Source organism: Variovorax sp. CF313 (assembly GCF_000282635.1).
In the GTDB taxonomy this organism is placed as follows: Bacteria; Pseudomonadota; Gammaproteobacteria; order Burkholderiales; family Burkholderiaceae_C; genus Variovorax.
Genome location: NZ_AKIW01000076.1, coordinates 1 through 22,616, shown reverse-complemented (window position 1 = coordinate 22,616; position 22,616 = coordinate 1). Strand labels below are relative to the sequence as shown.

The 22,616-nt window shown below is 66.5% G+C and carries 24 protein-coding genes; 15 read left to right on the top strand and 9 right to left on the bottom strand.

The annotated features are described in order from the left end of the window. The first annotated feature begins 14 nt into the window (after positions 1 to 14). Entirely contained in the window at positions 15 to 515 is a 501-nt protein-coding gene (locus PMI12_RS18880) for a glycine zipper 2TM domain-containing protein (RefSeq protein ID WP_007835672.1), read from the top strand. 65 nt (positions 516 to 580) lie between these two features. Here the strand turns inward: PMI12_RS18880 and PMI12_RS18875 are convergent, their stop codons facing one another. After that, positions 581 to 1,105, bottom strand: a complete 525-nt coding sequence (locus PMI12_RS18875; protein WP_007835670.1) for an FKBP-type peptidyl-prolyl cis-trans isomerase — start codon at positions 1,103 to 1,105, stop codon at positions 581 to 583. 14 nt (positions 1,106 to 1,119) lie between these two features. On the opposite strand from PMI12_RS18875, the gene PMI12_RS18870 reads away from it, so the two are divergent. From PMI12_RS18870 to PMI12_RS18860, 3 genes are all read left to right on the top strand, one after another. Continuing rightward, positions 1,120 to 2,262, top strand: coding sequence for a cupin domain-containing protein (locus PMI12_RS18870; protein ID WP_007835669.1), 1,143 nt, complete (start codon positions 1,120 to 1,122; stop codon positions 2,260 to 2,262). Next, entirely contained in the window at positions 2,252 to 2,755 is a 504-nt protein-coding gene (locus PMI12_RS18865) for a hypothetical protein (RefSeq protein ID WP_007835668.1), read from the top strand. Before PMI12_RS18870 ends, PMI12_RS18865 begins: the two co-directional genes overlap by 11 nt. A 95-nt stretch (positions 2,756 to 2,850) precedes the next feature. After that, positions 2,851 to 3,111, top strand: a complete 261-nt coding sequence (locus PMI12_RS18860; RefSeq protein ID WP_007835667.1) for a hypothetical protein — start codon at positions 2,851 to 2,853, stop codon at positions 3,109 to 3,111. 79 nt (positions 3,112 to 3,190) lie between these two features. Here PMI12_RS18860 and PMI12_RS18855 read toward each other — a convergent pair whose 3' ends face one another. The 6 genes from PMI12_RS18855 to PMI12_RS18835 all read right to left on the bottom strand — a co-directional run bounded on the left by PMI12_RS18855 (position 3,191) and on the right by PMI12_RS18835 (position 8,106). Beyond that, complete coding sequence (locus tag PMI12_RS18855; protein WP_007835666.1) at positions 3,191 to 3,967, bottom strand: MBL fold metallo-hydrolase; 777 nt, start codon at positions 3,965 to 3,967, stop codon at positions 3,191 to 3,193. Between the two features lie 5 nt (positions 3,968 to 3,972). Then, positions 3,973 to 5,052 (bottom strand): outer membrane protein assembly factor BamC, encoded by a 1,080-nt coding sequence (bamC, locus tag PMI12_RS18850; RefSeq protein ID WP_007835664.1) that lies wholly within the window; start codon positions 5,050 to 5,052, stop codon positions 3,973 to 3,975. 116 nt (positions 5,053 to 5,168) lie between these two features. Then, positions 5,169 to 6,059: a 4-hydroxy-tetrahydrodipicolinate synthase gene (gene dapA / locus PMI12_RS18845; protein WP_007835662.1), complete on the bottom strand. Its 891-nt coding sequence runs from the start codon at positions 6,057 to 6,059 to the stop codon at positions 5,169 to 5,171. A gap of 78 nt (positions 6,060 to 6,137) precedes the next feature. After that, positions 6,138 to 6,707: a class I SAM-dependent methyltransferase gene (locus tag PMI12_RS18840; RefSeq protein WP_042673728.1), complete on the bottom strand. Its 570-nt coding sequence runs from the start codon at positions 6,705 to 6,707 to the stop codon at positions 6,138 to 6,140. A gap of 13 nt (positions 6,708 to 6,720) precedes the next feature. Continuing rightward, complete coding sequence (locus PMI12_RS29245) at positions 6,721 to 6,861, bottom strand: hypothetical protein (protein WP_193386564.1); 141 nt, start codon at positions 6,859 to 6,861, stop codon at positions 6,721 to 6,723. Positions 6,862 to 6,879: 18 nt separating this feature from the next. Next, positions 6,880 to 8,106, bottom strand: coding sequence for an MFS transporter (locus PMI12_RS18835; protein WP_007835659.1), 1,227 nt, complete (start codon positions 8,104 to 8,106; stop codon positions 6,880 to 6,882). A gap of 180 nt (positions 8,107 to 8,286) precedes the next feature. Between PMI12_RS18835 and PMI12_RS18830 the strand changes: the two genes are divergently transcribed. The 6 genes from PMI12_RS18830 to PMI12_RS28800 all read left to right on the top strand — a co-directional run bounded on the left by PMI12_RS18830 (position 8,287) and on the right by PMI12_RS28800 (position 15,028). Continuing rightward, positions 8,287 to 8,742, top strand: coding sequence for a DUF2846 domain-containing protein (locus PMI12_RS18830; RefSeq protein ID WP_007835658.1), 456 nt, complete (start codon positions 8,287 to 8,289; stop codon positions 8,740 to 8,742). 91 nt (positions 8,743 to 8,833) lie between these two features. Next, positions 8,834 to 10,831 carry a DNA topoisomerase IV subunit B gene (locus PMI12_RS18825; RefSeq protein ID WP_007835656.1) on the top strand — a complete coding sequence of 666 codons (1,998 nt, stop codon included), beginning with the start codon at positions 8,834 to 8,836 and terminating at the stop codon, positions 10,829 to 10,831. A 14-nt stretch (positions 10,832 to 10,845) separates the two neighbouring features. Then, positions 10,846 to 11,772: a lytic transglycosylase domain-containing protein gene (locus PMI12_RS18820; protein WP_007835654.1), complete on the top strand. Its 927-nt coding sequence runs from the start codon at positions 10,846 to 10,848 to the stop codon at positions 11,770 to 11,772. A gap of 84 nt (positions 11,773 to 11,856) precedes the next feature. Beyond that, a complete protein-coding gene (parC, locus tag PMI12_RS18815) occupies positions 11,857 to 14,268 on the top strand; it encodes a DNA topoisomerase IV subunit A (RefSeq protein ID WP_007835652.1) in 2,412 nt (803 codons plus the stop codon). After that, positions 14,268 to 14,459 (top strand): hypothetical protein, encoded by a 192-nt coding sequence (locus tag PMI12_RS18810; protein WP_007835650.1) that lies wholly within the window; start codon positions 14,268 to 14,270, stop codon positions 14,457 to 14,459. Before parC ends, PMI12_RS18810 begins: the two co-directional genes overlap by 1 nt. A gap of 299 nt (positions 14,460 to 14,758) precedes the next feature. Then, positions 14,759 to 15,028: a hypothetical protein gene (locus tag PMI12_RS28800; protein ID WP_157632220.1), complete on the top strand. Its 270-nt coding sequence runs from the start codon at positions 14,759 to 14,761 to the stop codon at positions 15,026 to 15,028. Here the strand turns inward: PMI12_RS28800 and PMI12_RS18800 are convergent. Further along, a complete protein-coding gene (locus PMI12_RS18800) occupies positions 15,025 to 16,146 on the bottom strand; it encodes an MBL fold metallo-hydrolase (RefSeq protein ID WP_007835648.1) in 1,122 nt (373 codons plus the stop codon). The genes PMI12_RS28800 and PMI12_RS18800 overlap by 4 nt on opposite strands. 222 nt (positions 16,147 to 16,368) lie before the next feature. Here PMI12_RS18800 and PMI12_RS18795 point away from each other — a divergent pair, with 222 nt between their 5' ends. Both PMI12_RS18795 and PMI12_RS18790 read left to right on the top strand, forming a co-directional pair. After that, the gene (locus tag PMI12_RS18795) at positions 16,369 to 17,961 is read left to right on the top strand and encodes an esterase/lipase family protein (protein WP_007835647.1); all 1,593 of its coding nucleotides are present in this window, start codon (positions 16,369 to 16,371) and stop codon (positions 17,959 to 17,961) included. 22 nt (positions 17,962 to 17,983) lie between these two features. Continuing rightward, positions 17,984 to 18,514: a cysteine hydrolase family protein gene (locus tag PMI12_RS18790; protein WP_007835646.1), complete on the top strand. Its 531-nt coding sequence runs from the start codon at positions 17,984 to 17,986 to the stop codon at positions 18,512 to 18,514. Here the strand turns inward: PMI12_RS18790 and PMI12_RS18785 are convergent, their stop codons facing one another. Further along, complete coding sequence (locus tag PMI12_RS18785; protein WP_007835645.1) at positions 18,515 to 20,224, bottom strand: hypothetical protein; 1,710 nt, start codon at positions 20,222 to 20,224, stop codon at positions 18,515 to 18,517. A gap of 142 nt (positions 20,225 to 20,366) precedes the next feature. On the opposite strand from PMI12_RS18785, the gene PMI12_RS18780 reads away from it, so the two are divergent. From PMI12_RS18780 to PMI12_RS18770, 3 genes are read left to right on the top strand one after another with little or no spacing between them, the layout of a single operon-like run. Next, positions 20,367 to 21,038, top strand: coding sequence for an amino acid ABC transporter permease (locus PMI12_RS18780; RefSeq protein ID WP_007835644.1), 672 nt, complete (start codon positions 20,367 to 20,369; stop codon positions 21,036 to 21,038). A 24-nt stretch (positions 21,039 to 21,062) separates the two neighbouring features. After that, entirely contained in the window at positions 21,063 to 21,716 is a 654-nt protein-coding gene (locus tag PMI12_RS18775) for an amino acid ABC transporter permease (protein WP_007835641.1), read from the top strand. Positions 21,717 to 21,771: 55 nt separating this feature from the next. Continuing rightward, positions 21,772 to 22,569, top strand: a complete 798-nt coding sequence (locus PMI12_RS18770) for a transporter substrate-binding domain-containing protein (RefSeq protein ID WP_007835639.1) — start codon at positions 21,772 to 21,774, stop codon at positions 22,567 to 22,569. The last annotated feature ends 47 nt before the right edge of the window (positions 22,570 to 22,616 follow it).

Genomic DNA, 22,616 nt, shown 5'->3' with positions numbered 1-22,616 from the left:
GAGGAGCCTCCAACATGAAGATCTCAATGCGCTTTGTTTCCGTCACCGCTTCCGTGCTGGCCGTGGCCACGCTCACGGCATGCGTGGCACCTGCGCCCGTCTACCAGACCTCGCGCTATCCGTACCAGGCGCCCCCGCAGGCCATCCAGTACCGCGAAGCTTCCTACGTCGAGTACGGCCACGTGGCCAACATCGAGGTGCTGCGCAGCGAAACAGCCGGCACCGGCACCACCGGCGGCGGCGCTGTCGCCGGCGGGGTCATCGGTGGTGTGGTGGGCAACCAGTTCGGGCGCGGCAATGGACGTGCAGCGGCCACCGCGCTGGGCATCGTGGGCGGCGCCCTGCTGGGCAACACCATCGAGGCTCAGCAGAACGGGCCACGTGCCTATGAAACCTATCGCGTGTCGGTGCAGACCGACAACGGCGGTTACCGCGCCTTCGATGTGCAAAGCCCGGGCGACCTGCGCATCGGCGACCGTGTGCGCATCGACAACGGCCAGATCTCGCGCATGTAGCCGTCGACGATCTTCCGTACGCAAAAAAGCCGAGCATGCTCGGCTTTTTTTTGGCTGACGGAGCCTCAATGCAGCGTATGGTTGCCCGGCGCCATCGGCGCGACATTGAAGAAGCCCGTGCCCGCCGAGCCGCGGCCGACTTCCTCTTCGGTGGCCTCGCGCACGGAGCGCACCGTGATGTCGAGCCGGATCGCGATGCCTGCCAGCGGATGGTTGCCGTCCAGCACCAAGTGCTCCGGATAGATCTCGGCCACGGTGTAGATCGTGTCTTTCGGAATGTCGCTGTTCACGCCCTTGGGAAGGGCGGAGCCGTCGAAGGTCATGCCTTCTTCCGTGCCTTCGGGAAAAAGCGAGCGCGGTTCCAGAAAGAGCAACTGGTCGTTGAAGTCGCCGAAGCCCTGTTCGGGTTCGATCTGCAGCTGCACCCGGGCGCCGGGCTCATGGCCTTGCAGGGCCGCTTCGATCACGTCGAAGAGGTCGTCGCCGCCGACCATGAATTCCACCGGCTCGTCGAGCACGTCCAGCACGTCGCCGAGCGTGTCTTTCATGGTCCAGGTCAGGCCGACCACGCATTGTTCAGAGATTTCCATTGCAGAATTCTCCCATGGAGATCAATCAACCCCTGCCATTGCTCGGCGGCCTGAGTGCCGCGCAGTTCATGCGGCGGCACTGGCAGAAAAAACCCTTGCTCGTCCGACAGGCGATACCCGCGATGGTGCCACCGATCGAACGTGCTGCGTTGTTCGCGCTGGCCGAACGCGAGGAGGTCGAATCGCGGCTCATCCGGCATGGCAAGGCCGGCTGGTCGCTCAAGCATGGGCCGCTGGCCCGGCGTGCCTTGCCGCCGTTGAAGCAACCAGCCTGGACGCTGCTGGTGCAGGGCGTCGACCTGCATCACGAAGGCGTACACGAACTGTTGCAGCAGTTTCGCTTTCTGCCCGACGCTCGCCTCGACGACCTGATGATCAGCTATGCCAGCGATACCGGCGGGGTCGGCGCGCATTTCGACAGCTACGACGTGTTTCTGCTGCAGGCGCAGGGGCGTCGCCGCTGGTCCATCGGCAAGCAGAGCGACCTGCGCCTGCAGCCGGGCGTGCCGCTCAAGATCCTCGAGAACTTCGAACCCGAGCAGACCTTCGTGCTCGAACCCGGCGACATGCTGTACCTGCCGCCGCGCTATGCCCACGACGGCGTGGCCGTGGGTGACGACTGCATGACCTGTTCCATCGGCCTGCGTTCGTCCGCATTGGGCGAACTCGGCGCCGACCTGCTGGCGCGCATGGCGCAGGCGTACGCCGAAGACCTGGAAGATGCGGGGCCTGCCGAGCTGGCGCGCTACCGTGACCCGATGCAGCCGGCAGTCGATGCACCCGCGCAGATGCCCGCCGCATTGCAGGGCTTCGCCCGCAAGGCCATCGAGGCCGCACTGCGCGATGCCGATGCCGTCGACCGCGCACTGGGCGAGTCGCTCACCGAGCCCAAGGCCAATGTCTGGTTCGGCGAAGGCGGCGATGCACCCGATGCAATGCAGCGCGTGGCACTCGACCGCCGCACGCGCATGCTCTACGACACGCGGCACATCTACATCAACGGCGAGAGCTTTCGCGCGGGAGGGTCCGACGCCACGCTGATGCGCCGCCTTGCCGACCGGCGCGCGCTGGATTCCCGCGAGCTGGCCCGTGCCAGCGAAGGCGCTCTCGCGCTGCTTGTCGAATGGTGCGAGGCAGGTTGGCTTCATGCCGAATGATCACACCGGAGCGCCGCTGAGCGAAGGCCGCTTCGATGGCCGCGAAGCCTTCGATGCGATCCTGCGTGCCGCACTGTCGGCCGCCGCGCGGGAGGGCTGGAAGGAGATCGTCTTCAGCGACCCCGACTTTGCCGACTGGCCATTGGGTGAGCGCGCGAGCATCGAGGCGTTGCAGGCCTGGTCGGCAAGCGGCCGCCGCTTCGTGCTGCTCGCCCAGCGCTTCGATGTACTCGAACGCGGCCACGCGCGCTTCGTGCCGTGGCGCCGCATGTGGGACCACATCATCGAATGCCGCGCGACCGGCAAGGCCGCGGGCTCCGAAGTGCCCAGCGCCATCTGGACGCCCACCTGGTTCGTGCATCGCATCGACCCCGAGCGCAGCCGCGGCGTGAGCGGCACCGATGCGCCCGCCCGCCGCGCCTTGCGCGAATCGATCGACGAATGCTGGCGCATCGCGCGGCCGGCGTTTCCGGCATCGACATTGGGCTTGTAAGCCAATGCCGCGAATGCGGCCGCGAGACATATTCGGACAGGTGGGCAGGTCTAGAATTTTTTTCGTTCCAGACCTTCATTGCCAAAGGAGATTCCATGAAGAAGTCATCGTCCGTCCTGGTTGCCTCGCTGATTGCCGCTGCCGCGCTCGTCGCCTGCGGAAAGAAGGAGGATGCTGCGCCGGCTGTCGTGACGCCGCCTCCTGCGCCCGTGACCGAACCCGCGCCTGCACCTGCACCTGCCACCGATCCGGCCGCATCGGGGGCGGCAACGCCGGCGCCCGGCGCATCGTCCGCGCTCGACGCGGCGAACGCAGCCACCGAGGCAGCGAAGAAGAACGAAGCGCCGAAGCAATAGGCCAGGCCTCGGCACTCGCCATGATGAAAGCCGCCACGAGGCGGCTTTTTTTCTTAGGAGAGCGTGAGGATCGCGCGGCTCATACGTCGAGCCAGGGCGAGCCCTGCGATGCCGTGGCGGTGAGCATCTCGGCCTCGTCGCCGCCGAGGGCCTCGGCCATCAGGCGGCGCACGATCTCGGGTCGGTTGTTCTGCTCGCTCAGGTGCGCAGCCACCACGTGGCGCAAGCCGTCGTGCAGCACCGCGCGTGCGATCTCTGCGGCGGCCGTGTTCGACAGGTGGCCGTAGTTGCCGCCGACACGATGCTTGAGAAATGGCGGATAGGCCGAATTGGCCAGCAGATCGCTGTCGTGGTTGAACTCCAGCAGCAGCGCATGCACGCCGCTCAGGCGGGCCAGCACGTGGGCCGTGGCGTGGCCCAGATCCGTCAATACGCCCAGCGTGCGGTTGCCGTCGGTGCAGCGAAGCTGCAGCGGCTCGCGCGCATCGTGGGGCACGGTGAAGGGCTGCACGCAGATGTCGCCGACCTCGAACTCGGCGTCGTCGCGCGCCAGGTTCAGCAGGCCCTCGAAATCGCGCCCGCCGGTGGCGAGCCACGTGCCTTCGCTCATCCAGACGGGGATGCGGTTGCGCCGCGACAGCGAATGGGCGCAGCCGATGTGGTCGCCGTGCTCGTGCGTGACGAAGACCGCATCGATGTCGCTGGCGGCGAGGCCTGCCTGGGCCAGCCGCAGATCGAGCTGCTTGAGGCCGAAGCCGCAGTCGATCAGGAGGCGGGAGGTGCGGCCGGCGCTGGTCGCTTCGACCAGCGCGGCGTTGCCCGTGCTGCCGCTGCCGAGGCTTCGGAAGCGGAGCATGCGGGTTACTTCAGGTCGTCTGCGATGACCTTGACGATGCGCTCGGCGTTGGCCGAGGTTTCAGGTGCGCCGGCTGCGTCGAGCACGGACACCGTCGTGGCTTCGCCCTGTCCCTTGACCGAGATGCGGAACTTGATCGGTGCTTCGTCCTTGGGCGAGCTGCTGAACAGCTTGCCGAAGAAGCCGGGCTCCTTCTTGTCGGGGTTGGGGGTCACGTAGCGCACGTAGTACAGGCCGGCGCTGCGGTCGCGGTCTTCCACGGTGAAGCCGGTGCGGTCGAGCGCGAGCCCGACGCGGCGCCATGCGCGCTCGAAGCCTTCGCTGATCTGCACGACCGGCTGGTTGCCGACCTTGGCGACGGTGGCGGTCTTGGTCGTCGCGGTGGTGGCGGCCAGGATCTTCGACTGCTCCTGCGAGACGCCGAGCTTGACCATCAGGCGGCGCAGGAATTCGGTCTCGAGCTCAGGATCGCTGGGGCGGGGCTGCCACACGGTCTGGTCCTGGCGCGAGTTGTTGTAGACCTCCTGCATGCCGCGGTGGCTGATGAAGATCTCGGTGCCGTTGGGCGTGCGTTCCAGGCGGGTGCGGAAGCGGTCGAGTTCGCCGGTCGAGTAGACCGAGTCGACCAGCTTGCCCAGCGTGCCGCGGATGATGTCCTGCGGCAGCTTGGCGCGGTTCTCGGCCCAGTCGGTTTCCATGATGCCCAGGTTGCGCTGGTCGGTGGTCAGCAGGAAGCCGCTTTCCTGCCAGAAGTCCTTCACCGGGTCCCAGAGCTGGTCGGGCGTACGGTTGACGACGATCCATCGCTGCGTGCCCGAGCGCTCCATGCGCACGTCGCCGAGGTTGCTCACGGCGGTGGGCACGCCCGGGGCGTTGGCGATGCCGGCCTGGTAGGCATTGGCGGTCACGGCGCCGCCGGGGATGGCGTAGCGGTTGTCGCGCGAGAGTTGGGAGAGATCGGGTGGGACTTCGAGCGTCGGGGCCTTGCCTGCACTCTTGTAGTCGATCTTGTCGCTCTCGAGGACGGAGCAGGCGGCGAGGCTGGCAACGAGGGCCAGCAGTGCAAGTCGCGAAAGGTTCTTCAACGTCGTCTTCCTTGTTGGAATGGTTCGGTCAATCTAGGGGCCGCAGTGCCCGCCATCTCAGAGCACGGTTCGGGCAAAAGGTTGCTTAACCTTGCTGCAGCCAGGGGAAAGGATGCTCAGCCCTTCAGCAGGCCGGTGGCGCGCAGGGCGCCTTCGACCGCGGGGCGGCTCGCTTCGCCGAGTTCGGTGAGCGGCAGGCGCAGCGTGCCGCCGCACAGGCCGAGCCGCGCCATGGCCCACTTCAGCGGGATCGGGTTGGGCTCGACGAACAGGTTGCGGTGCAACGGCATCAGCTCGAACTGGATCTGCATGGCGCGTTTGACGTCGCCCGCCAGTGCCGCCACGCACAGTTCGTGCATCTTGCGCGGCGCGACGTTGGCCGTGACGCTGATGTTGCCCTGGCCGCCGCAGAGCATGAGCGCGACCGCAGTCGGGTCGTCGCCGGAATAGACGGCAAAGTTCTTAGGCAGGTCGCGAATGAGCCACTGGGCGCGCTCGATGTTGCCGGTGGCTTCCTTGATGCCGATGATGCCGGGCACCTGCGCCAGTCGCAGCACGGTGTCGTGCGCCATATCGGCAACGGTGCGGCCGGGCACGTTGTAGAGCACGACGGGCAGGTCGCCCACGGCTTCGGCGATGGCCTTGAAATGCTGGTACTGGCCCTCTTGCGTGGGCTTGTTGTAGTACGGCACGACCTGGAGCTGCGAATCGGCGCCCACGCCCTTGGCGAACCTGGCGAGCTCGATGGCTTCCTTGGTCGAGTTCGCGCCGCAGCCGGCCATCACGGGCACGCGGCCCCGGGCCTGCTCGACCGAAACACGGATGATTTCGCAGTGCTCTTCGACATCGACCGTCGGCGATTCGCCGGTGGTGCCGACCACGCCGAGGCAGTCGGTGCCTTCTTCGATGTGCCAGTCGATGAGCCGCCGCAGGGCGGGGTAGTCGACACTGCCGTCGTCGTGCATCGGCGTGACGAGCGCGACGATGCTGCCTGTCAGTTGCTCCAAGGGGAATCTCTTTGTCGGTGGACGAAAGTGCCGATTCTACTTACTCCGGCGTGCCGCAAGACAGCCGCCCCAACCCCCTCAGTTTCCCGCAAGGAGGTGCCGGGGCGGCTGGCCGTCGTTGCTGCCGGCGGGGCGGATGGCGGCAATGCGCTGCACGAAGCGCGCAGGTTCGGGCATGAAGCCGTCCTCGTAGGCCACTACGCGCAGGCCGGTGCAGGCCGCCAGCAGTTCGCCGGGCTGCAGCAGGAAGTCGGGGCGCGAGGGCTTGCCGACGGTCTCGTTGCCCGCCGCGAAGGTTTCGTAGAGCAGCACGCCGCCCGGTGCCACCGCGGCCACGATGTCGGCCATGCGCGGGCGCCAGAGGTAGTTGGTGACGATCACGGCGCCAAAGGCCTGGCCGGCGAAGGGCCAGGGGCCCGACTCGATGTCCGCCGAGACGGTGCGGCCGAAGGCGCCGGCCGCCGCTATGGCTTCAGGCGAGCGGTCGACACCGGTGGCCGGATGCCCGCGGCCCGCGAACCACTGCATGTGCCGCCCGGCGCCGCAGGCCACGTCGAGCACCGTGGCGCCGGGCGCGAGCAGGTGCGTCCAGCGAACGATCCATTCGGAAGGCGCGGACAGGCCGTGCATCGGTACAGCATCTTTCATGGCGGGGCGGGCTTCAGAAGCAGGACCAGATCTGGTCGACCAACGTCACGAGGAAGTCCGGGTGGACGTAAAGCGCGAACACGCCGCCCAGCACTGCCAGCGCGGCGGTCAGCCAGCCCGCGTGGACGATGTGGTGGCGCATTTGCGAAGTCATGGCCGTGTTTATACGCAATCAGCCCGCGGCCCCCAGCGGCTGTGGCGACGAGCGCGAGATGGCGCTTTCCTTCACCGGCAGGTTGATCAGCGCCGCGAACACGCCCAGCGCGACCGCGATGTACCAGACGATGTCGTAGCTGCCCGTGGTGTCGTACAGGTAGCCGCCGAGCCACACGCCCAGGAACGAGCCCACCTGGTGGCTCAGGAACACGAAGCCGCTGAGCATCGACAGGTGCGCCACGCCGAAGATGCCCGCCACGATCGCATTGGTCGCAGGCACAGTCGACAGCCACAGGAAGCCCATCGCCGCCGAGAACACATACACGCTGAGCGGTGAGATCGGTACCAGCAGGAACAGCGCGATCGACACGGCCCGCGCGAAATAGATCGCCGCCAGGATCTTGCGCTTGGCCAGCTTCTGCCCCAGCAGCCCCACCGTGTAGGTGCCGAACACGTTGAACAGCCCGATCAGCGCCAGCGCATAGCCCGCCACTTCGGCCGGCAGGCTCCGGTCGCGCAGGTAGGTCGGCATGTGGATGCCGATGAATGCAAGCTGGAAGCCGCAGACGAAGTACCCCGCCATCAGCAGCCCGAAGCTCGGATAGCGGAAAGCCTCGCCCACCGCCTGCAGCACCGATTGTTCGCGGTGCCCGGCCAGCGCGGACGTCTTCGGTTCGCGCAGGCCGAAGGCCATCGGGATGATCACGAGCACCAGCACCGCCACCACGGCAAGCGCCGTCTGCCAGCCCAGGTGGCCGATCAATCGCCCCTCGATGGGCGCCATCAGGAACTGCCCGAAGGAGCCGGCCGCCGCCGCAACGCCCATCGCCCACGATCGCCGTTCGGCCGGAATCTGCCGACCGATCACGCCGTAGATCACTGCATAGGTCGAGCCCGCCTGCGCCGCGCCGATCAGCACGCCCGCGCTCAGCGTGAAGAGCAGCGGCGTCGGCGAATGCGCCATGCCGAGCAGACCCAGCGCATAGAACACCGAGCCGCCGATCAGCACCCGGAACGCGCCGAAGCGGTCGGCCAGCATGCCCGCGAACACCCCGAAGATGCCCCATGAAAGATTCTGGACCGCCAGCGCGAACGAGAAGGTCTGCCGGCTCCAGTCCTGCGCCTGCGTGATCGGCTGCAGCCAGAGCCCGAAGCCGTGGCGGATGCCCATCGACAACGTGACGATCATGGCCCCGCAGAACAGGACTTGCTTGATGGAGAGGACGGGGGCTGGGGCTTGCATCGCGTCGAATGTAGCGACTTGAGGGCTTCGGCAGGCGGCAGGTCGGCCGACGGCATTGATGATTTATCGAGGTGGCTTTGATGCGACCGGTGCATCAAAACCGGTGAGGGCCCCGCAAACCCTTGTGTGTGATTTGTTACATTTGTGCTCCAGCGCACTTCCCCACAAGGAATCCAGACAATGAGAAGAACCGCCTTGAAGTTCGCCGCGCTCGCAGCGCTGACGATCCTCGCCGCAGGCTGCGCCAGCACTGGCGTCAAGCACCAGGACATGGCCGGCACCATTCCCGCCGTGAAATCAGGCGAGGGCCGTATCTATTTCTTCCGCGCGGCGACACCCTACGGCTCGGCACTGCAGCCCCTCATCCGCCTCAACAAGGTGGTGGTGGGCGCATCGAAGTCTGGTGGTTTCTTCTACGTGGACCGTCCGGCCGGCACCTACCTGGCCGCGACCACGACCGACGCCGGGAAGACGCTCGGCATACCCCTGGAAGCCGGCGAAACCAAATACGTGCGCATGTCGCCATCGTTCGGCCTGGTGATCGGCAGCATCGTTCTCGACCTCGAGCCGGCCGAAAAGGCCAGGCCCGAACTCGCCTCGCTGGCCTATACCGGCCAGGCCATCATCAACAAGTAAGTCCGGTCATCGTGCAAACCTTCGGCTTCCGGTCGAAGGTTCCTGTATGGGTATCCAGTCATTTGGTGGCGACTGACTACAATCCGCCCCCATGGCGACTCCCCTCAAGACTCCCCCCAGTTCAGCGTCCGCATCGTCCGGCTACTCGGAAGGCTCCATCCGCGTGCTCAAGGGCCTCGAGCCCGTGAAGCAGCGCCCGGGCATGTACACCCGGACCGACAACCCGCTGCACATCATCCAGGAAGTGCTCGACAACGCCGCCGACGAGGCGCTGGCGGGCTATGGCAAGAAGATCAAGGTCACGTTGCATGCCGACGGCTCGGCCAGCATCGAAGACGACGGCCGGGGCATTCCGTTCGGCCTGCACCCCGAAGAAAAGGCCCCCGTGATCGAGCTCGTGTACACCCGCCTGCACGCGGGCGGCAAGTTCGACAAGGGCTCGGGCGGTGCCTACAGCTTCTCGGGTGGCCTGCACGGCGTGGGCGTTTCGGTGACCAATGCGTTGTCCAAGCGGCTCGAAGTCACCTCGCACCGCGAAGGCTCCGTTGCCAAGCTGGCCTTCAGTGCCGGCGACGTGATCGAGGCGCTCGAAATCCGCAAGCTCGAGGCCGGCGAGCGCCGCCAGGGCACCACCGTGCGCGCCTGGCCCGACGCCAAGTATTTCGAGACCGCCGTGCTTCCCATGGGCGAGCTCACGCACCTGCTGCGCAGCAAGGCCGTGCTGATGCCCGGCGTGAGCGTCACGCTCGTCAATGAGAAGACCAAGGAAACCCAGCAGTGGCTCTACAAGGGCGGCCTGAGCGACTACCTCATGCAGACGCTCAACGGCGACCCCGTCATTCCGCTGTTCGAAGGCAGCGGCCACGCTGACAAGAACGCCGACAACTTCGCCGAAGGCGAGGGCGCCGACTGGTGCGTGGCCTTCACGGAAGACGGTCAGCCGGTGCGCGAGAGCTACGTCAACCTGATTCCCACCAGCGCCGGCGGCACGCACGAAAGCGGCCTGCGCGACGGCCTGTTCACCGCCGTGAAGGGCTTCATCGAGCTGCACTCGCTGCTGCCCAAGGGCGTGAAGTTGCTGCCCGAGGACGTGTTCGCGCGCGCCTCGTACGTGCTCAGCGCCAAGGTGCTCGACCCGCAATTCCAGGGCCAGATCAAGGAACGGCTGAACTCGCGCGACGCGGTGCGCCTGGTGTCGAGCTTCGTGCGCCCCGCGCTCGAACTGTGGCTCAACCAGCACGTCGACTATGGCCGCAAGCTCGCCGAGCTGGCCATCAAGGCCGCGCAGACGCGCCAGCGCGCCGGCCAGAAGGTCGAGAAGCGCAAGGGCTCCGGCGTGGCCGTGCTTCCCGGCAAGCTGACCGACTGCGAGAGCAAGGACATCAGCCACAACGAAGTCTTCCTGGTCGAGGGCGACTCCGCCGGCGGCAGCGCCAAGATGGGCCGCGACAAGGAAAGCCAGGCGATCCTGCCCCTGCGCGGCAAGGTGCTCAACACCTGGGAAGTCGAACGTGACCGGCTCTTCGCCAACACCGAGATCCACGACATCTCGGTGGCCGTGGGCGTCGACCCGCACGGCCCCAACGACACGCCCGACATGAGCGGCCTGCGCTACGGCAAGGTCTGCATCCTGAGCGATGCCGACGTGGACGGCTCGCACATCCAGGTGCTGCTGCTCACCTTGTTTTTCCGGCACTTTCCGAAACTCATCGAAGCCGGCCACGTGTATGTCGCGAAGCCGCCATTGTTCCGGGTCGACGCCCCCGCGCGCGGCAAGAAACCGGCCTCCAAGGTCTATGCGCTGGACGAAGGTGAACTGACCGCCACGCTCGACAAACTGCGCAAGGACGGCGTCCGCGAAGGTGCCTGGAGCATCAGCCGCTTCAAGGGCCTGGGCGAAATGAGCGCGGAACAATTGTGGGAAACCACGCTCAATCCAGACACCCGGCGCCTGATGCAGGTCCAATTGGGGCGGTTCGACTTCACGGCCACCCAGGGCGAGATCACCAAGCTCATGGGCAAGGGCGAAGCGGCAGCGCGGCGCGAACTCATGGAGTTGCGGGCCGACGATGTCGACATCGACGTCTGATTCCTCCACCACGCATGTCAGCTTTCAAGCGTTCGTTGTTGCTTTCGGCCTTCCTGCTGTGTACACAGCAGGAGGCGGCGCACGCCGCTGACATCTACGGCTACGTCGACAGCAAGGGCGTGGCGCATTTCGCCGCCGAGAAGGTCGACGAGCGCTACCAGGTCTTCTTCCGTGGCGGCCAGAGCTTCGACACGGCGCAGGGCCTTTCTCCGCTGGGCCGCGGCGCCCGCAAGCTCGACGGCAAGGTGCCGGCCGCGTCGCAGTCGCTGCTGGCCATGTTCGAGGCCTCGCCCGGCTACAAGACCGCCAAGTCCGCCCTGCGCGACGCATCGAACAAGCACGACATCGACTACGAACTGCTCCAGGCCCTGGTCGCGACCGAGTCGGGCTTCGACGCGCAGGCCGTCTCGCCCAAGGGCGCCATGGGTCTCATGCAGTTGATGCCCGCGACGGCTCAGCGCTATGGCGTGTCGGCCGACAAGCGCGCGACCATCGAGAAGAAGCTGTTCGACCCGCGCATCAACATCGCCGCCGGTTCGCGCTACCTGCGTGACCTGATCGCGATGTTCCCGGGACAGATCGAGCTCGCGCTGGCTGCCTACAACGCAGGCGAGGGGGCTGTGCAGCGTGCGGGCAACAAGATCCCGAACTACAAGGAAACGCAGAACTATGTACAGACCGTGCTGCAGTTGTATGCGTACCTGAAGCCTTCGGCAGTGACGGTGGGCGGAAACCTTCGGGGTGGCAGTGGCGGCGGCAGGACGCCGGGGCGCATCCGCATGGAAATGGCGGTGCCAAAGGGCGGCGCGATCGGCCGCGGCAACATGCCCTCCGAATCGCCGCGCAGCGCTCCGACGATGCCCGAGCTGCCCGAGCTGCCCGACGTGCCGACCGGCGCGGCCGAGCCGGGCGCCACCGCGCCGCCGTCCCCGTTGTCCTGACCTCCGGGGACTGCCAAGTACCGTCCTCGCGACCGCAAACAAGGCGCGCAGCCTCAAGCAACTGTTTTTCTTTCCCTCTCATTCATGGACGACTCTCAACCTCCGCTCGATCTCCAGGGTCCCGCCGACGGCGACACGACCCTGACCCTCGCCGACTACGCCCAGACCGCCTACCTCGAATACGCGCTCAGCGTGGTCAAGGGCCGCGCGCTGCCCGATGTGTCCGACGGCCAGAAGCCGGTGCAGCGCCGCATCCTGTACTCGATGTCGCGAATGGGCCTGGGCTTCGGCGGCACCAACGGCACCGTGGGTGCCAAGCCCGTGAAGAGCGCGCGCGTGGTCGGCGACGTGCTCGGCCGCTTCCACCCGCACAGCGACCAGGCCGCGTACGACGCGCTGGTGCGCATGGCGCAAGATTTTTCGCAGCGCTATCCGCTGGTCGACGGCCAGGGCAACTTCGGCAGCCGCGACGGCGACGGCGCCGCGGCCATGCGCTACACCGAAGCGCGACTGGCGCGCATCACCAGCCTGCTGCTCGACGAGATCGATGAAGGCACGGTCGACTTCATTCCCAACTACGACGGCAGCACCGAAGAGCCGCGCCTGCTGCCCGCGCGGCTGCCGTTCACGCTGCTCAATGGCGCCAGCGGCATCGCGGTCGGCCTTGCCACCGAGATCCCGAGCCACAACCTGCGCGAGATTGCCGACGCCTGCGTGGCGCTGATCAAGTCGAACGGCAAGCTCAGCGAGGAAGAACTCTTCGCCATCGTGCCCGGCCCCGACTACCCGGGCGGCGCGCAGATCATCAGCAGCGCGGGCGACATCGCCGATGCCTACCGCACCGGCCGCGGCTCGCTCAAGGTGCGCGCGCGCTGGAAGATCGAAGACCTCGCGCGCGGCCAATGGCAGTTGGTGGTCAACGAACTGCCGCCGGGCGTCAGCACGCAGAAGGTGCTCGAAGAGATCGAGGAAATCACCAACCCGAAGGTCAAGACCGGCAAGAAGGCGCTGAGCGCCGACCAGACGCAGCTGAAGGCCGCGATGCTGTCGGTGCTCGACGTGGTGCGCGACGAGTCCAGCAAGGACGCGGCCGTGCGCCTGGTGTTCGAGCCCAAGACCTCGCGCATCAGCCAGGACGAGTTCATCACCACGCTGCTCGCGCAGACCTCGCTCGAAACCTCGTCGCCGATCAACCTCACGATGGTCGGCATCGACGGCAAGCCCACGCAGAAGTCGCTGCGCCAGATGCTCAACGAGTGGATCGCGTTCCGCGAGGTTACCGTCGAGAAGCGCTCGCGGCACCGGCTCAACAAGGTGCTGGAACGCATCCACATCCTCGAAGGCCGGCAGCTGGTGCTGCTGAACATCGACGAGGTGATCGCGATCATCCGCGCGGCGGAAGACCCGAAGGCCGCGCTCATCGCACGCTTCAATCTCAGCGAACGGCAGGCCGAGGACATTCTTGAAATTCGCCTGCGCCAACTTGCGCGGCTCGAAGCCATCAAGATCGAGCAGGAGCTCTCGGGCCTGCGCGACGAGCAGAAGAAGCTCGAAGACATTCTCGGCAGCCCGACCGCATTGCGCCGCCTGCTCGTGAAGGAAATCGAGGCCGACGCCAAGACCTTCGAGGACGCGCGCCGCACGCTCATCCAGGCCGAGAAGCGCGCCGTGGCCGAGGTGAAGGTGGTCGACGAGCCCGTCACCGTCATCGTGTCGCAGAAGGGCTGGGTCCGTGCGCAGAAGGGCTGGGCGAGCGAGAAGGCTGCGGGCAACGGTGCGAACGCAGAGAAGGGCGCAGCGCCGGAATACAGCTTCAAGTCCGGCGACTCGCTCTACGGCGCCTTCGAATGCCGCAGCGTCGACACGCTGCTGGTCTTCGGCAGTGCCAAGGACAAGAGCGTGCGCGTCTACACCGTGCCCGTGTCCTCGCTGCCCGGCGCGCGCGGCGACGGCCAGCCGGTCACCACGCTCATCGAGCTCGATGCCGGCACGCACGTCACGCATTTCTTCGCCGGCCCCGTCGGCGCCAGCGTGCTGCTTGCCAACACCGGTGGCTACGGCTTCATCGCCACGGTCGAGAACATGATGTCGCGCCAGCGCGGCGGCAAGGCCTTCATCGACGTGGGCGAGGGCGAGCAGCTGTGCCGTCCGTCGCTGGTGGGCGGCGCGAGCGGCGCCGAGCCGATGCCTGCCGCCACGCACGTGGCCTGCGCCTCGACCGGCGGCCGCATCCTGACCTTCGACATCGCCGAGCTCAAGAGCCTGCCGAAGGGGGGGCGCGGCCTCACGCTGATCGACCTCGAGGCCAAGGACACCCTGGCCGGCGCCGCGGCCTACACGCGAAGCGTGAAGATCGAGGGCATCGGCCGCGGCGGCAAGGAGCGCGATGAAACGCTGGAAATCCGCACACTCAACAACGCCCGCGGCAGCCGTGCACGCAAGGGCAAGGCGGCCGACCTCGGCTTCAAGCCGTCGAGCATCGTGCGGGTGCAGTGATGGGCGGCATCGACATCAGCGTCATCGGGATCTTCATTGCCGTGGTCACCGGCTTCGGCAGCTATGTGCTGGGCCGGCGCATGCGCGAAAAGCGGGCGGCGAAGAAGCGCGAGAAAGACCGCATTGCTTCGCAGGCGAACGAGACGCGGCAGGTGCGGCGCGCGCGGGAGCGCAAGGAGCGCGGCGAGTAAACATGGCCGCTTGCGCTTGGAGTCGAACAGCAGGAGGAGAGAGCGTTATGGCAGTAGCTGAGGGACTGCTCGGTTGCGTTCGCTATATCGCGTTCGCAGGCGCAGCGGCTGTGTTGTCGGGGTGTGCGAGCGTCGAATACAAGGACGCGATGGGCGACAGGACTGCAAGACTGCGTGTTGTCCAGAATGCGTCGGCCCGGGTGATCTCTTACTCCTTCGCGGTGCGCGAGAGTTGCCGCAGGGAGGGACCCAAGGGCGGTGTGCTCTTCAACGAGCGATCGGAGTCCAGGAGGGTAGGCATGGCGCCCCGTCTGAGTACCGACTTCATGAGCTCTGAGCGGATCATTCCGGCGGACGTTGAAGTGGTGCTGCTGGCTGGCGGCAGCACCGTGTGGTCGAATTGCGTGGGAACCGTTCGCTTCGTCCCTCGCAGCGGCGAACAGTACGAAGCGATTTTTCTCTGGCCTGCATCGGCGCCTCGCTGCACCATTCAGTTGCGCAGGATTGTTCTGGCCGGAAACGGCGAGGTTTCACGTATCGAGGAGCCCAGCGCTTCGCGTTGCGACTAGCGCAACCCTTGCCACCACCGCGTGTTGGTCCGCGCCTGCCCCACCGTCACCACCTCCCCGATCACCGGCGTCGCCAGCTCGATCTTCTTTGCCTCCGCGAGGTTCGCGATGCGGTCCAGCGGGTCGCGCCAGGTGTGGAAGGAAAGGTCGAAGGTGCTGTTGTGCACCGAGAAGAACACCTTGCCGCGCAGGTCCTCGAAGGCCTGCACGCTTTGCTCGGGCGTCATGTGCACGGCCGGCCACATGCTGTCGTAGGCGCCGTTTTCCATCAGCGCGATGTCGAAGCCGCCGAAGCGTTCACCGATCTGCCTGAAGCCGGGGAAGTAGCCCGAGTCCCCGCTGTAGAACAGGCGCTGCTCGCCGCTCTGCACTACCCATGAGGCCCATAGCGTGCGGTCGCGGTCGCCCAGCGTGCGGCCCGAGAAATGCTGCGCGGGCGTGGCGGTGAGCTTCACGCCGTCGTGTTCGCCGCTTTGCCACCAGTCGAGCTCGCTCACGCGCTCGGCCGGCACGCCCATCACCAGCAGCCGCGCGCGCACGCCCAGCGGCACGAAGTAGCGCTGCACGCTCTTCGAGAGGTACTCGATGGTCGCCACGTCGAGGTGGTCGTAGTGGTCGTGCGAAAGGATCACGCCCTCTATCGGCGGCAGCTGTTCGAGCGCGATCGGCGGCTGGTGAAAGCGCTTCGGCCCGGCCCACCGCACCGGCGATGCACGTTCGCTGAACACCGGGTCGATCAGCCAGTACTTGCCGCGCAGCTTCAGCAGATGCGACGAGTGGCCGAGGCGCACCACGTGGTTGGCCTTGGTGTCGAGCGCATCGAGCGCGCCGCGGTTCAGCGCCTGCACGGGGATCGCATCGACCGGCACGGTGTCGACCTTGCTGCCCACGATGAAGCGCGACCAGATGCGCCATGCGCTGGCCTGGGTCGGCAGGTCGGGGTTGGCCATGTTGTGGAAGCCGCCGTCGCGGAATTGCGGCGAGTTGTCGTAGCGCGTTTCGCCGCCGCCGGCGGCGCCGCATCCCGCCACGAACGCGCAGCCGGCGGCCGCCAATGCAGTGCCACGGCGCAGCAGTTGAGGCAGGTAGGAGCCCTGCGAACCTGGATCGTCAGCCATGGGAGTGCCTTCTGGATTGTGTTTGTCGGATGGCGCGAGACTAGCGACGATGCGCGTTTCAATGGTTTCAACCGTAGAAACATTTGGGGAGCGGGGGTATCCGGGACGTTTGTCCGGGGCGAAACAGCGAACAGTCCTATGCCATGCGCGATATGGCGCTCCCCTTCACCCCTCGGCAAACTGAAAGTCTTCATCGATCCCAAGGAACGAGGCGGCAGAGCCATGAGCAGCAATCGCTACCCCATCATCTACGTGCGTGGCTACGCCATGACCGAAGCGGAGCGCGATGACACCGCCGCCGATCCGTTCTGCGGTTTCAACATCGGCTCCACGGTGTATCGCGCCACCGTCAAGAAGGAAGCGCCGGCGCAGAAGTTCGTCTTCGAGTCGCCCATGGTGCGGCTGCTGGCTGACTTCCAGTACCAGAGCGTCTACCAGAACGGGCTGGACATCCTCGACCCCGACTGGAAGCCCTCGCCCGATGAAAACGGCAGGGACGTCGACGGCATTCCCTCGGCTTCGGTCATCATCTACCGCTACTACGACTCGGGCTCCGAGCTGCTCGGCGATGGCCGGGCCAGGGACATCAAGGTGTACGCGCAAGGCCTGAGCCAGTTGATCCTGCGCGTGCGCGACCTCGTGGCGCTGCGCGAGGGGCCCGGCTTCTCGCCCGCGGATTTCCGCTGCTACCTCGTCGCGCATTCGATGGGCGGCCTGGTGGTGCGCGCCTTCCTGCAGAACCCCGAGCTCGGCGAGGCGGCCGCGCGTGCGTGCGTCGACAAGGTGTTCACCTATGCCACGCCGCACAACGGCATCGACATGGGCGGCATCAACGTGCCGGCCTGGCTCACGGCGGCTGAGATGAACACCTTCAACCGCGAGAAGATGTCGGAGTTCCTGGCCACGCCGGCGGTCAACGGCCGCATGGACTACCTGCCGGCCACGGCCTTTCCGGCCGAGCGCTTCTTCTGCATGGTCGGTACCAATCGCGGCGACTACGAAAGCGCCAAGGGCCTGTCGCGCATGTTCGCGGGCCACGGCAGCGATGGGCTCGTGCGCATCGAGAACGCCTCGCTCTGGGCCTCCGACGCTGCGGGCAAGACGCAGCCGGTGGCCACCGCCTACACCTACCGCTCGCACTCGGGCTTCTTCGGCATCGTCAATTCGGAGGAGGCCTACCAGAACCTCGTGCGCTTCTTGTTCGGCGACGTGCGGGTCGATCTTTGGTTCGACATCGAGGGCGTCACGCTGCCGCCCGACCTGCCCAAGGGCGCTGACGTCGATGCGCTCTACCAGGTCGAGCTGCTCGCCGCACCGCGCGGCAAGCGCTGGTACCTGAGCCGGCGCGTGGCCGAGGAAGATTCGCCCGCCTGCCGTACGCACAAGGAACTGACCGACCCGGCCAAGGCGGATCGCCGGTCGATCTACCTTTCCACCGTGTTTCTCGCCAACAGGGCCCGCGTGAAGCAGGACCGCCCGACGCTCGCCTATGCCATGACGCTGGGCGTGCGCGTGCCCGACTACCAGGTCAACAACAAGTTCTGGCTCGATGGTCACTACGAAGGCAGCTCGCTGTTCCGCGACACGCTGGTCATCGAGATCGCGCCGCCCGCGCCTGGCGATCCGGCGCAGAGCTGGAACGTCAAGTACGGCTGGCAGACCGACACGGCGGGGCAGGCCTCGCTGCCGATGAGCCCGAAGCAGCTGGCCAGCGGCAAGCTGCAGTTCATGGTGCCGCTGTCGAGCCTCGGCGCCGCACCGGCGGCGCCCGGCATCAGCGGGAAAGTACGGCTCGAAGTGAGTGCCTGGAACTGAGGGGAGCCGCTACGATGGGCGCATGAACACTGCCGTCCTCGTCATCGACGTCCAACGTGGCCTTTGCGACGATCCGCCGCGCCCCCATGAAGCCGGGCAAGTGATGCAGCGCATCAATGCGCTCACCGAACGTGCCCGTGCAGCCGGTGTGCCCGTGGCCTTCATCCAGCACGAGAATGCGGTCGACCTGGAATTCGATTCCGAGCGCTGGCAGCTCGCCGGTGCGCTGAACACCGATTCGCGCGACGTCCGCATCCGCAAGACCACGCCCGACTCCTTTCTGCGCACGCCGCTCGAAGCCTGGCTGTCGGAGCATGGCGTGAAGTGCGTTGTGGTCTGCGGCTATTCGTCGGAGTTTTGCGTCGACACCACCGTGCGCCGCGCCGCCGCGCTGGGCTACCACGTGGTGCTCGCAGCCGACGCGCACACCTCGCACGACAAGCCGCACGCGACGGGTGCGCAGATCCGTGCGCATCACAACGCCACGCTGTCGGACATCACGAGCTTCGGCGTGCCGATTCGCGCGGTGGCCAGCGCCGACATCGCGTTCTGATCAGTCGGCCCCCGGCCGCCACACCCGCGCCAGCGCGGCCATCTTCCCCTTGAAGCCCAGCCTGTCGTTCGACAGCGCGTCGATGAAATCCGACAGCCGCTGCGACTTCACCATCGTGTAGATGGTGAGCCAGGTCGTAAGGACGAACACCACGCCGAACCACAGTGCCTTGCGCCACAGCGGTGCGTCGGCCTCGGCCAACAGGTTCATGCCGAGGAAGCCGGTGGTGATGGTGCCGATCAGGCCGAACAGCGTGACCACCGTGAGGCGCACCACGGTGCTGGCCTGCCGGCGCAGGCTGTCGGCGTCGAGATATGTGTTCATGTCGGCGATGCGCGCCTTGACCTCGTCGTAGAGCGGGTCGAGCCCAAGGTGCGCGGCACACATGTGCGACAGCGCGCGCACCTGCGCCTGTTCCGAGATCTCGTGGAACCAGTAGCGGTGCGTGAAGCGCAGGAAGCGCTCGAAGCTCGCGCGGATCGCGCGCTTGAACTGCTTCACGCTCGGCGTGCTGCGGATGTCGAGCCGCTTGAGCGCCTCCACCAGCTGGTCGGAGAACATCAGCAGCGAGGCCTTCTGGAAATGCGCGATGAGGAACAGCAGGAAGTGCTGGTGCCTGAACTGCGCGAGCACGCCGCGGTCGCGGCAGCAGAAGAACTCGGAGTGCGCATCGCCCACCACGATGAGGGCGTGGCCGTTGCACAGGTAGCGCGTGTTGGGTGCTGCGCCGGCGTTGACCCAGAAGCGGTCGTAGCAGTACTTGTGCTCGAAGTCGGCGAGGTGGTGGTCGGCGTAGGGCAGGTGCGCGTCGGTGGTGCCGGCACCCGTTACCAGCGCGAGCCGCACGAAGTCGTCGCGCGTGAGGCGGCGCGGGTCGTCCAGCGAGAGGTAGGCCATGACCGGCATGCGGTAGTACTCGATCTGCCGGTAGCGCAGCACGCCGGGGTCTTCGGAATGGTCGCTCACCAGCGGCTGCATCAGGTAGGCCCAGTGCGAGGAGATGCGCGGCGCGCGGTGCTGCGCCACGTGCGAGAGGAAGCTCTCGCGCTGCTGCGCGTCGGAGCTTGCGAGGACGCGGCCGTCGGCGCCCAGCCATTCGACGCTCGCCATGCAATGCAGCGCCGAACCATCGGGCTCCCAGCCGGAGGGGTAGGCGCGGCCGAAGCGGTAGAGGATTTCCTGCGCCTGCGCGAGGCTCAGGTGGTCGGCCCCGACCTCGAGGTTCACCATGACCACGTCGATGTCGAAGAAGAAGTAGAGGTCGCAATGCACCACGTCGAGCGTGACGGGCGCGTCGCCCGCGCGGGCCACCACGCGCACCGATGCGATGTCTTGGCGGCGGAAGACGCGCATCGGTGAATCGCCGTCGTTGCCGGAGGCCGGGCCGCCGCTGCTGCCGTTGCGCGAGCGGCCCTCGCCGTAGAGAAAGCGCTGCACGTACGGCAGGAAGCTCACGAACTCGTTGTAGTGCCGCTCGTGAAAGCGGCTGCTGTCGCCGGTGTATTCGTCGACCTCTTCGCGCCATGGCGAGGCATCGCCCATCTCGCGCAGCACATGCCAGGGCGCGTGGTGGTGCGCGTGCCCGGCGTCCGGCGCAGGCATCAGCCGCAAGGGCCAGAGCAGGGCCTGGCGGAAATGCTGCACGGTGGGGGCGCCTGTGGAGAGCGCAGTTGCCTCTGTGGGCATGGTGGCCGCGGGTGGGTTCAGCATGGCTTCAGTGTAGGCAGAAGGCGAGACAAAACGACCACTTAGGGGAATCCCTAGGCAATCATGAAACCGGTTTCAGATAAGCTGCAAGCATTGCTTTCGAGGCATGCACGCGCCACGCGCGCACCTTCCGGGTTCGCCCTTCATGAACTACCAGTTTCAATTCGACGCCGTCTTCGCCGCCTGGCCGTTGCTGCTCAAGGGCACGTGGATCACGGTCCAGCTCTCGCTCGTGGCCACGGTGCTCGGCCTCGTGGTCGCCATCTTCTGCGCCTGGGGCAAGACCTCCGGGCCTGGCTGGCTGCGCTTCATCGTGAATGCCTATATCGAGGTGATCCGCAACACGCCGTTCCTCGTGCAGTTGTTCTTTTTCTTCTTCGCGCTGCCGGCCATCGGGCTGCGCTGGTCGCCGCAGACGGCCGCGCTGGTGGCGATGGTGGTGAACCTCGGTGCGTATGCGACCGAGATCATCCGCGCGGGCATCGAGTCGATCCCCAAGGGGCAGATCGAGGCGGGCAGGGCGCTCAACCTCAAGCCCTGGGAAATCTTCCGCTTCGTCATCATCAAGCCCGCGCTGAAGGCCATCTACCCGGCGCTCACGAGCCAGTTCATCCTGCTGATGCTGAGCTCGGCGGTGGTGTCGGTCATCTCGGCCGACGACCTGACCTCGGTGGCCGCCAACCTGCAGTCGCAGACCTTCCGCAGCTTCGAGATCTACATCGTCGTGGCTGCGATCTACCTCGCGCTGGCGCTGGCCTTCTCGACGATGTTCAAGCTGATCTACAGGCGCACGCTCAACTATCCGGACCGCCGGTAAGAAACGACGGACGGAGACAACACCATGCGCACCTTCGGCTTTCCCGAATTCCTTTTCATCCTCGAAGCGGCCAAGTGGACGCTTGCGCTGTCGGCCATCGCCTTCGTGGGCGGCGCGATCCTGGGGCTCATCGTCGCGTTGATGCGCACGTCGCAGTCGACGTGGGCGCGCGGCGTGTCGACCACTTTCATCCAGATCTTCCAGGGCACGCCGCTGCTGCTGCAGCTGTTCCTGGTGTTCTTCGGCGCGCCGGTGCTGGGGTTGGACATCAATCCGTGGGTGGCTGCCGGTGTCGCGCTCATCCTGAACAGCGCCGCTTTCCTCGGCGAGATCTGGCGCGGTTGCATCGAGGCCATTCCGCGCGGCCAGTGGGAAGCCGCCGAGGCGCTGAGCCTCAGGTACACGTCCCGCATGCGCGACGTGGTGTTGCCGCAGGCGCTGAAGATCGCGCTGGCGCCCACGGTGGGCTACGTGGTGCAGATCATCAAGGGGACGTCGCTCGCGGCCATCATCGGTTTTGTCGAAGTCACGCGCGCCGGGCAGATCGTCAACAACGCCACCTTCCAGCCGCTCATCGTGTTCTCGGTGGTGGCGGCCATCTACTTCGCGATCTGCTGGCCGCTGTCGCTGTTGGCCGCGCGCATGGAGCGCCGCCGCGCCCGGGCGCTTGCCCGCTGACCCTTTCCGTTTTCTCTTTCTCGTCGCTTCCTTTCTTTATTCAGGAGACACACCCATGACCCGTATCACCACCCGCCGTGCCGCGCTCGCCGTGCTGGGCCTCGGCGCCGCTCTCACCGTGTTCGCACCCTTCGCCTCGGCACAGTCGGTGGCCGACATCAAGAAGAAGGGCGAGATCACCATCGGCATGCTGGTCGACTTTCCGCCCTACGGCACCACCGATGCGAAGAACCAGCCCGACGGCTACGACGCCGACGTGGCCAAGCTGCTTGCGAAGGACTGGGGTGTCAAGGCCAACATCGTGCCGGTCACGGGCCCCAACCGCATCCCGTTCCTGCTGACCAACAAGGTCGACCTGCTGGTCGCCTCGCTGGCCATCACGCCCGAGCGTGCCAAGCAGGTGCAGTTCTCGCAGCCCTACGCGGCCGCGACCATCGTGCTGTACGGCGCGACCAAGGCCCCCATCAAGGCCGCGGGCGACCTGAAGGGCCTGCGCGTGGGCGTGGCCCGCGCCTCGACGCAGGACGTGGCCGTGACCAAGGCCGCGCCCGAAGGCACCGAAATCCGCCGTTTCGACGACGACGCCTCGGCCATGCAGGCGCTGATCTCGGGCCAGGTCGATGCCATCGGCTGCTCGGTGACCGTGGCGGCACAGATCGCCAAGCGCGTGCCTGCCGGCACCTACGAAAACAAGTTCACGCTGGTGCAGCAGTCGATGGGCATCGCGATGCGTCCGGCCCAGGAAGAGCTGCACAAGGCGGTGAACGAATTCGTGCAGAAGAACACCGCCAACGGCGAGCTCAACAAGCTGTATCAGAAGTGGCTGCAGGCCGACCTGCCGAAAATGAACTGACCCCCAGGCTTCGCGCACTTCGTGTCGCTACGCCAACCCCCTTGCAG

Excerpts from the sequence above, each read along its gene's own strand:
- PMI12_RS18880 (WP_007835672.1), top strand. The coding sequence starts at position 15 with ATGAAGATCTCAATGCGCTTTGTTTCCGTCACCGCTTCCGTGCTGGCC.
- PMI12_RS18810 (WP_007835650.1), top strand. The coding sequence starts at position 14,268 with ATGGGCGGCATCGACATCAGCGTCATCGGGATCTTCATTGCCGTGGTC.
- PMI12_RS29245 (WP_193386564.1), bottom strand. The coding sequence starts at position 6,861 with ATGACTTCGCAAATGCGCCACCACATCGTCCACGCGGGCTGGCTGACC.
- PMI12_RS18770 (WP_007835639.1), top strand. The coding sequence starts at position 21,772 with ATGACCCGTATCACCACCCGCCGTGCCGCGCTCGCCGTGCTGGGCCTC.
- PMI12_RS18875 (WP_007835670.1), bottom strand. The coding sequence starts at position 1,105 with ATGGAAATCTCTGAACAATGCGTGGTCGGCCTGACCTGGACCATGAAA.
- PMI12_RS18840 (WP_042673728.1), bottom strand. The coding sequence starts at position 6,707 with ATGAAAGATGCTGTACCGATGCACGGCCTGTCCGCGCCTTCCGAATGG.
- PMI12_RS18775 (WP_007835641.1), top strand. The coding sequence starts at position 21,063 with ATGCGCACCTTCGGCTTTCCCGAATTCCTTTTCATCCTCGAAGCGGCC.
- PMI12_RS18865 (WP_007835668.1), top strand. The coding sequence starts at position 2,252 with ATGCCGAATGATCACACCGGAGCGCCGCTGAGCGAAGGCCGCTTCGAT.
- PMI12_RS18790 (WP_007835646.1), top strand. The coding sequence starts at position 17,984 with ATGAACACTGCCGTCCTCGTCATCGACGTCCAACGTGGCCTTTGCGAC.
- PMI12_RS18855 (WP_007835666.1), bottom strand. The coding sequence starts at position 3,967 with ATGCTCCGCTTCCGAAGCCTCGGCAGCGGCAGCACGGGCAACGCCGCG.
- PMI12_RS18825 (WP_007835656.1), top strand. The coding sequence starts at position 8,834 with ATGGCGACTCCCCTCAAGACTCCCCCCAGTTCAGCGTCCGCATCGTCC.
- PMI12_RS18860 (WP_007835667.1), top strand. The coding sequence starts at position 2,851 with ATGAAGAAGTCATCGTCCGTCCTGGTTGCCTCGCTGATTGCCGCTGCC.
- PMI12_RS18835 (WP_007835659.1), bottom strand. The coding sequence starts at position 8,106 with ATGCAAGCCCCAGCCCCCGTCCTCTCCATCAAGCAAGTCCTGTTCTGC.
- PMI12_RS18820 (WP_007835654.1), top strand. The coding sequence starts at position 10,846 with ATGTCAGCTTTCAAGCGTTCGTTGTTGCTTTCGGCCTTCCTGCTGTGT.
- PMI12_RS18795 (WP_007835647.1), top strand. The coding sequence starts at position 16,369 with ATGAGCAGCAATCGCTACCCCATCATCTACGTGCGTGGCTACGCCATG.
- PMI12_RS18780 (WP_007835644.1), top strand. The coding sequence starts at position 20,367 with ATGAACTACCAGTTTCAATTCGACGCCGTCTTCGCCGCCTGGCCGTTG.
- PMI12_RS18785 (WP_007835645.1), bottom strand. The coding sequence starts at position 20,224 with ATGCTGAACCCACCCGCGGCCACCATGCCCACAGAGGCAACTGCGCTC.
- PMI12_RS18800 (WP_007835648.1), bottom strand. The coding sequence starts at position 16,146 with ATGGCTGACGATCCAGGTTCGCAGGGCTCCTACCTGCCTCAACTGCTG.
- PMI12_RS18870 (WP_007835669.1), top strand. The coding sequence starts at position 1,120 with ATGGAGATCAATCAACCCCTGCCATTGCTCGGCGGCCTGAGTGCCGCG.
- PMI12_RS18830 (WP_007835658.1), top strand. The coding sequence starts at position 8,287 with ATGAGAAGAACCGCCTTGAAGTTCGCCGCGCTCGCAGCGCTGACGATC.
- parC (WP_007835652.1), top strand. The coding sequence starts at position 11,857 with ATGGACGACTCTCAACCTCCGCTCGATCTCCAGGGTCCCGCCGACGGC.
- PMI12_RS28800 (WP_157632220.1), top strand. The coding sequence starts at position 14,759 with ATGGCGCCCCGTCTGAGTACCGACTTCATGAGCTCTGAGCGGATCATT.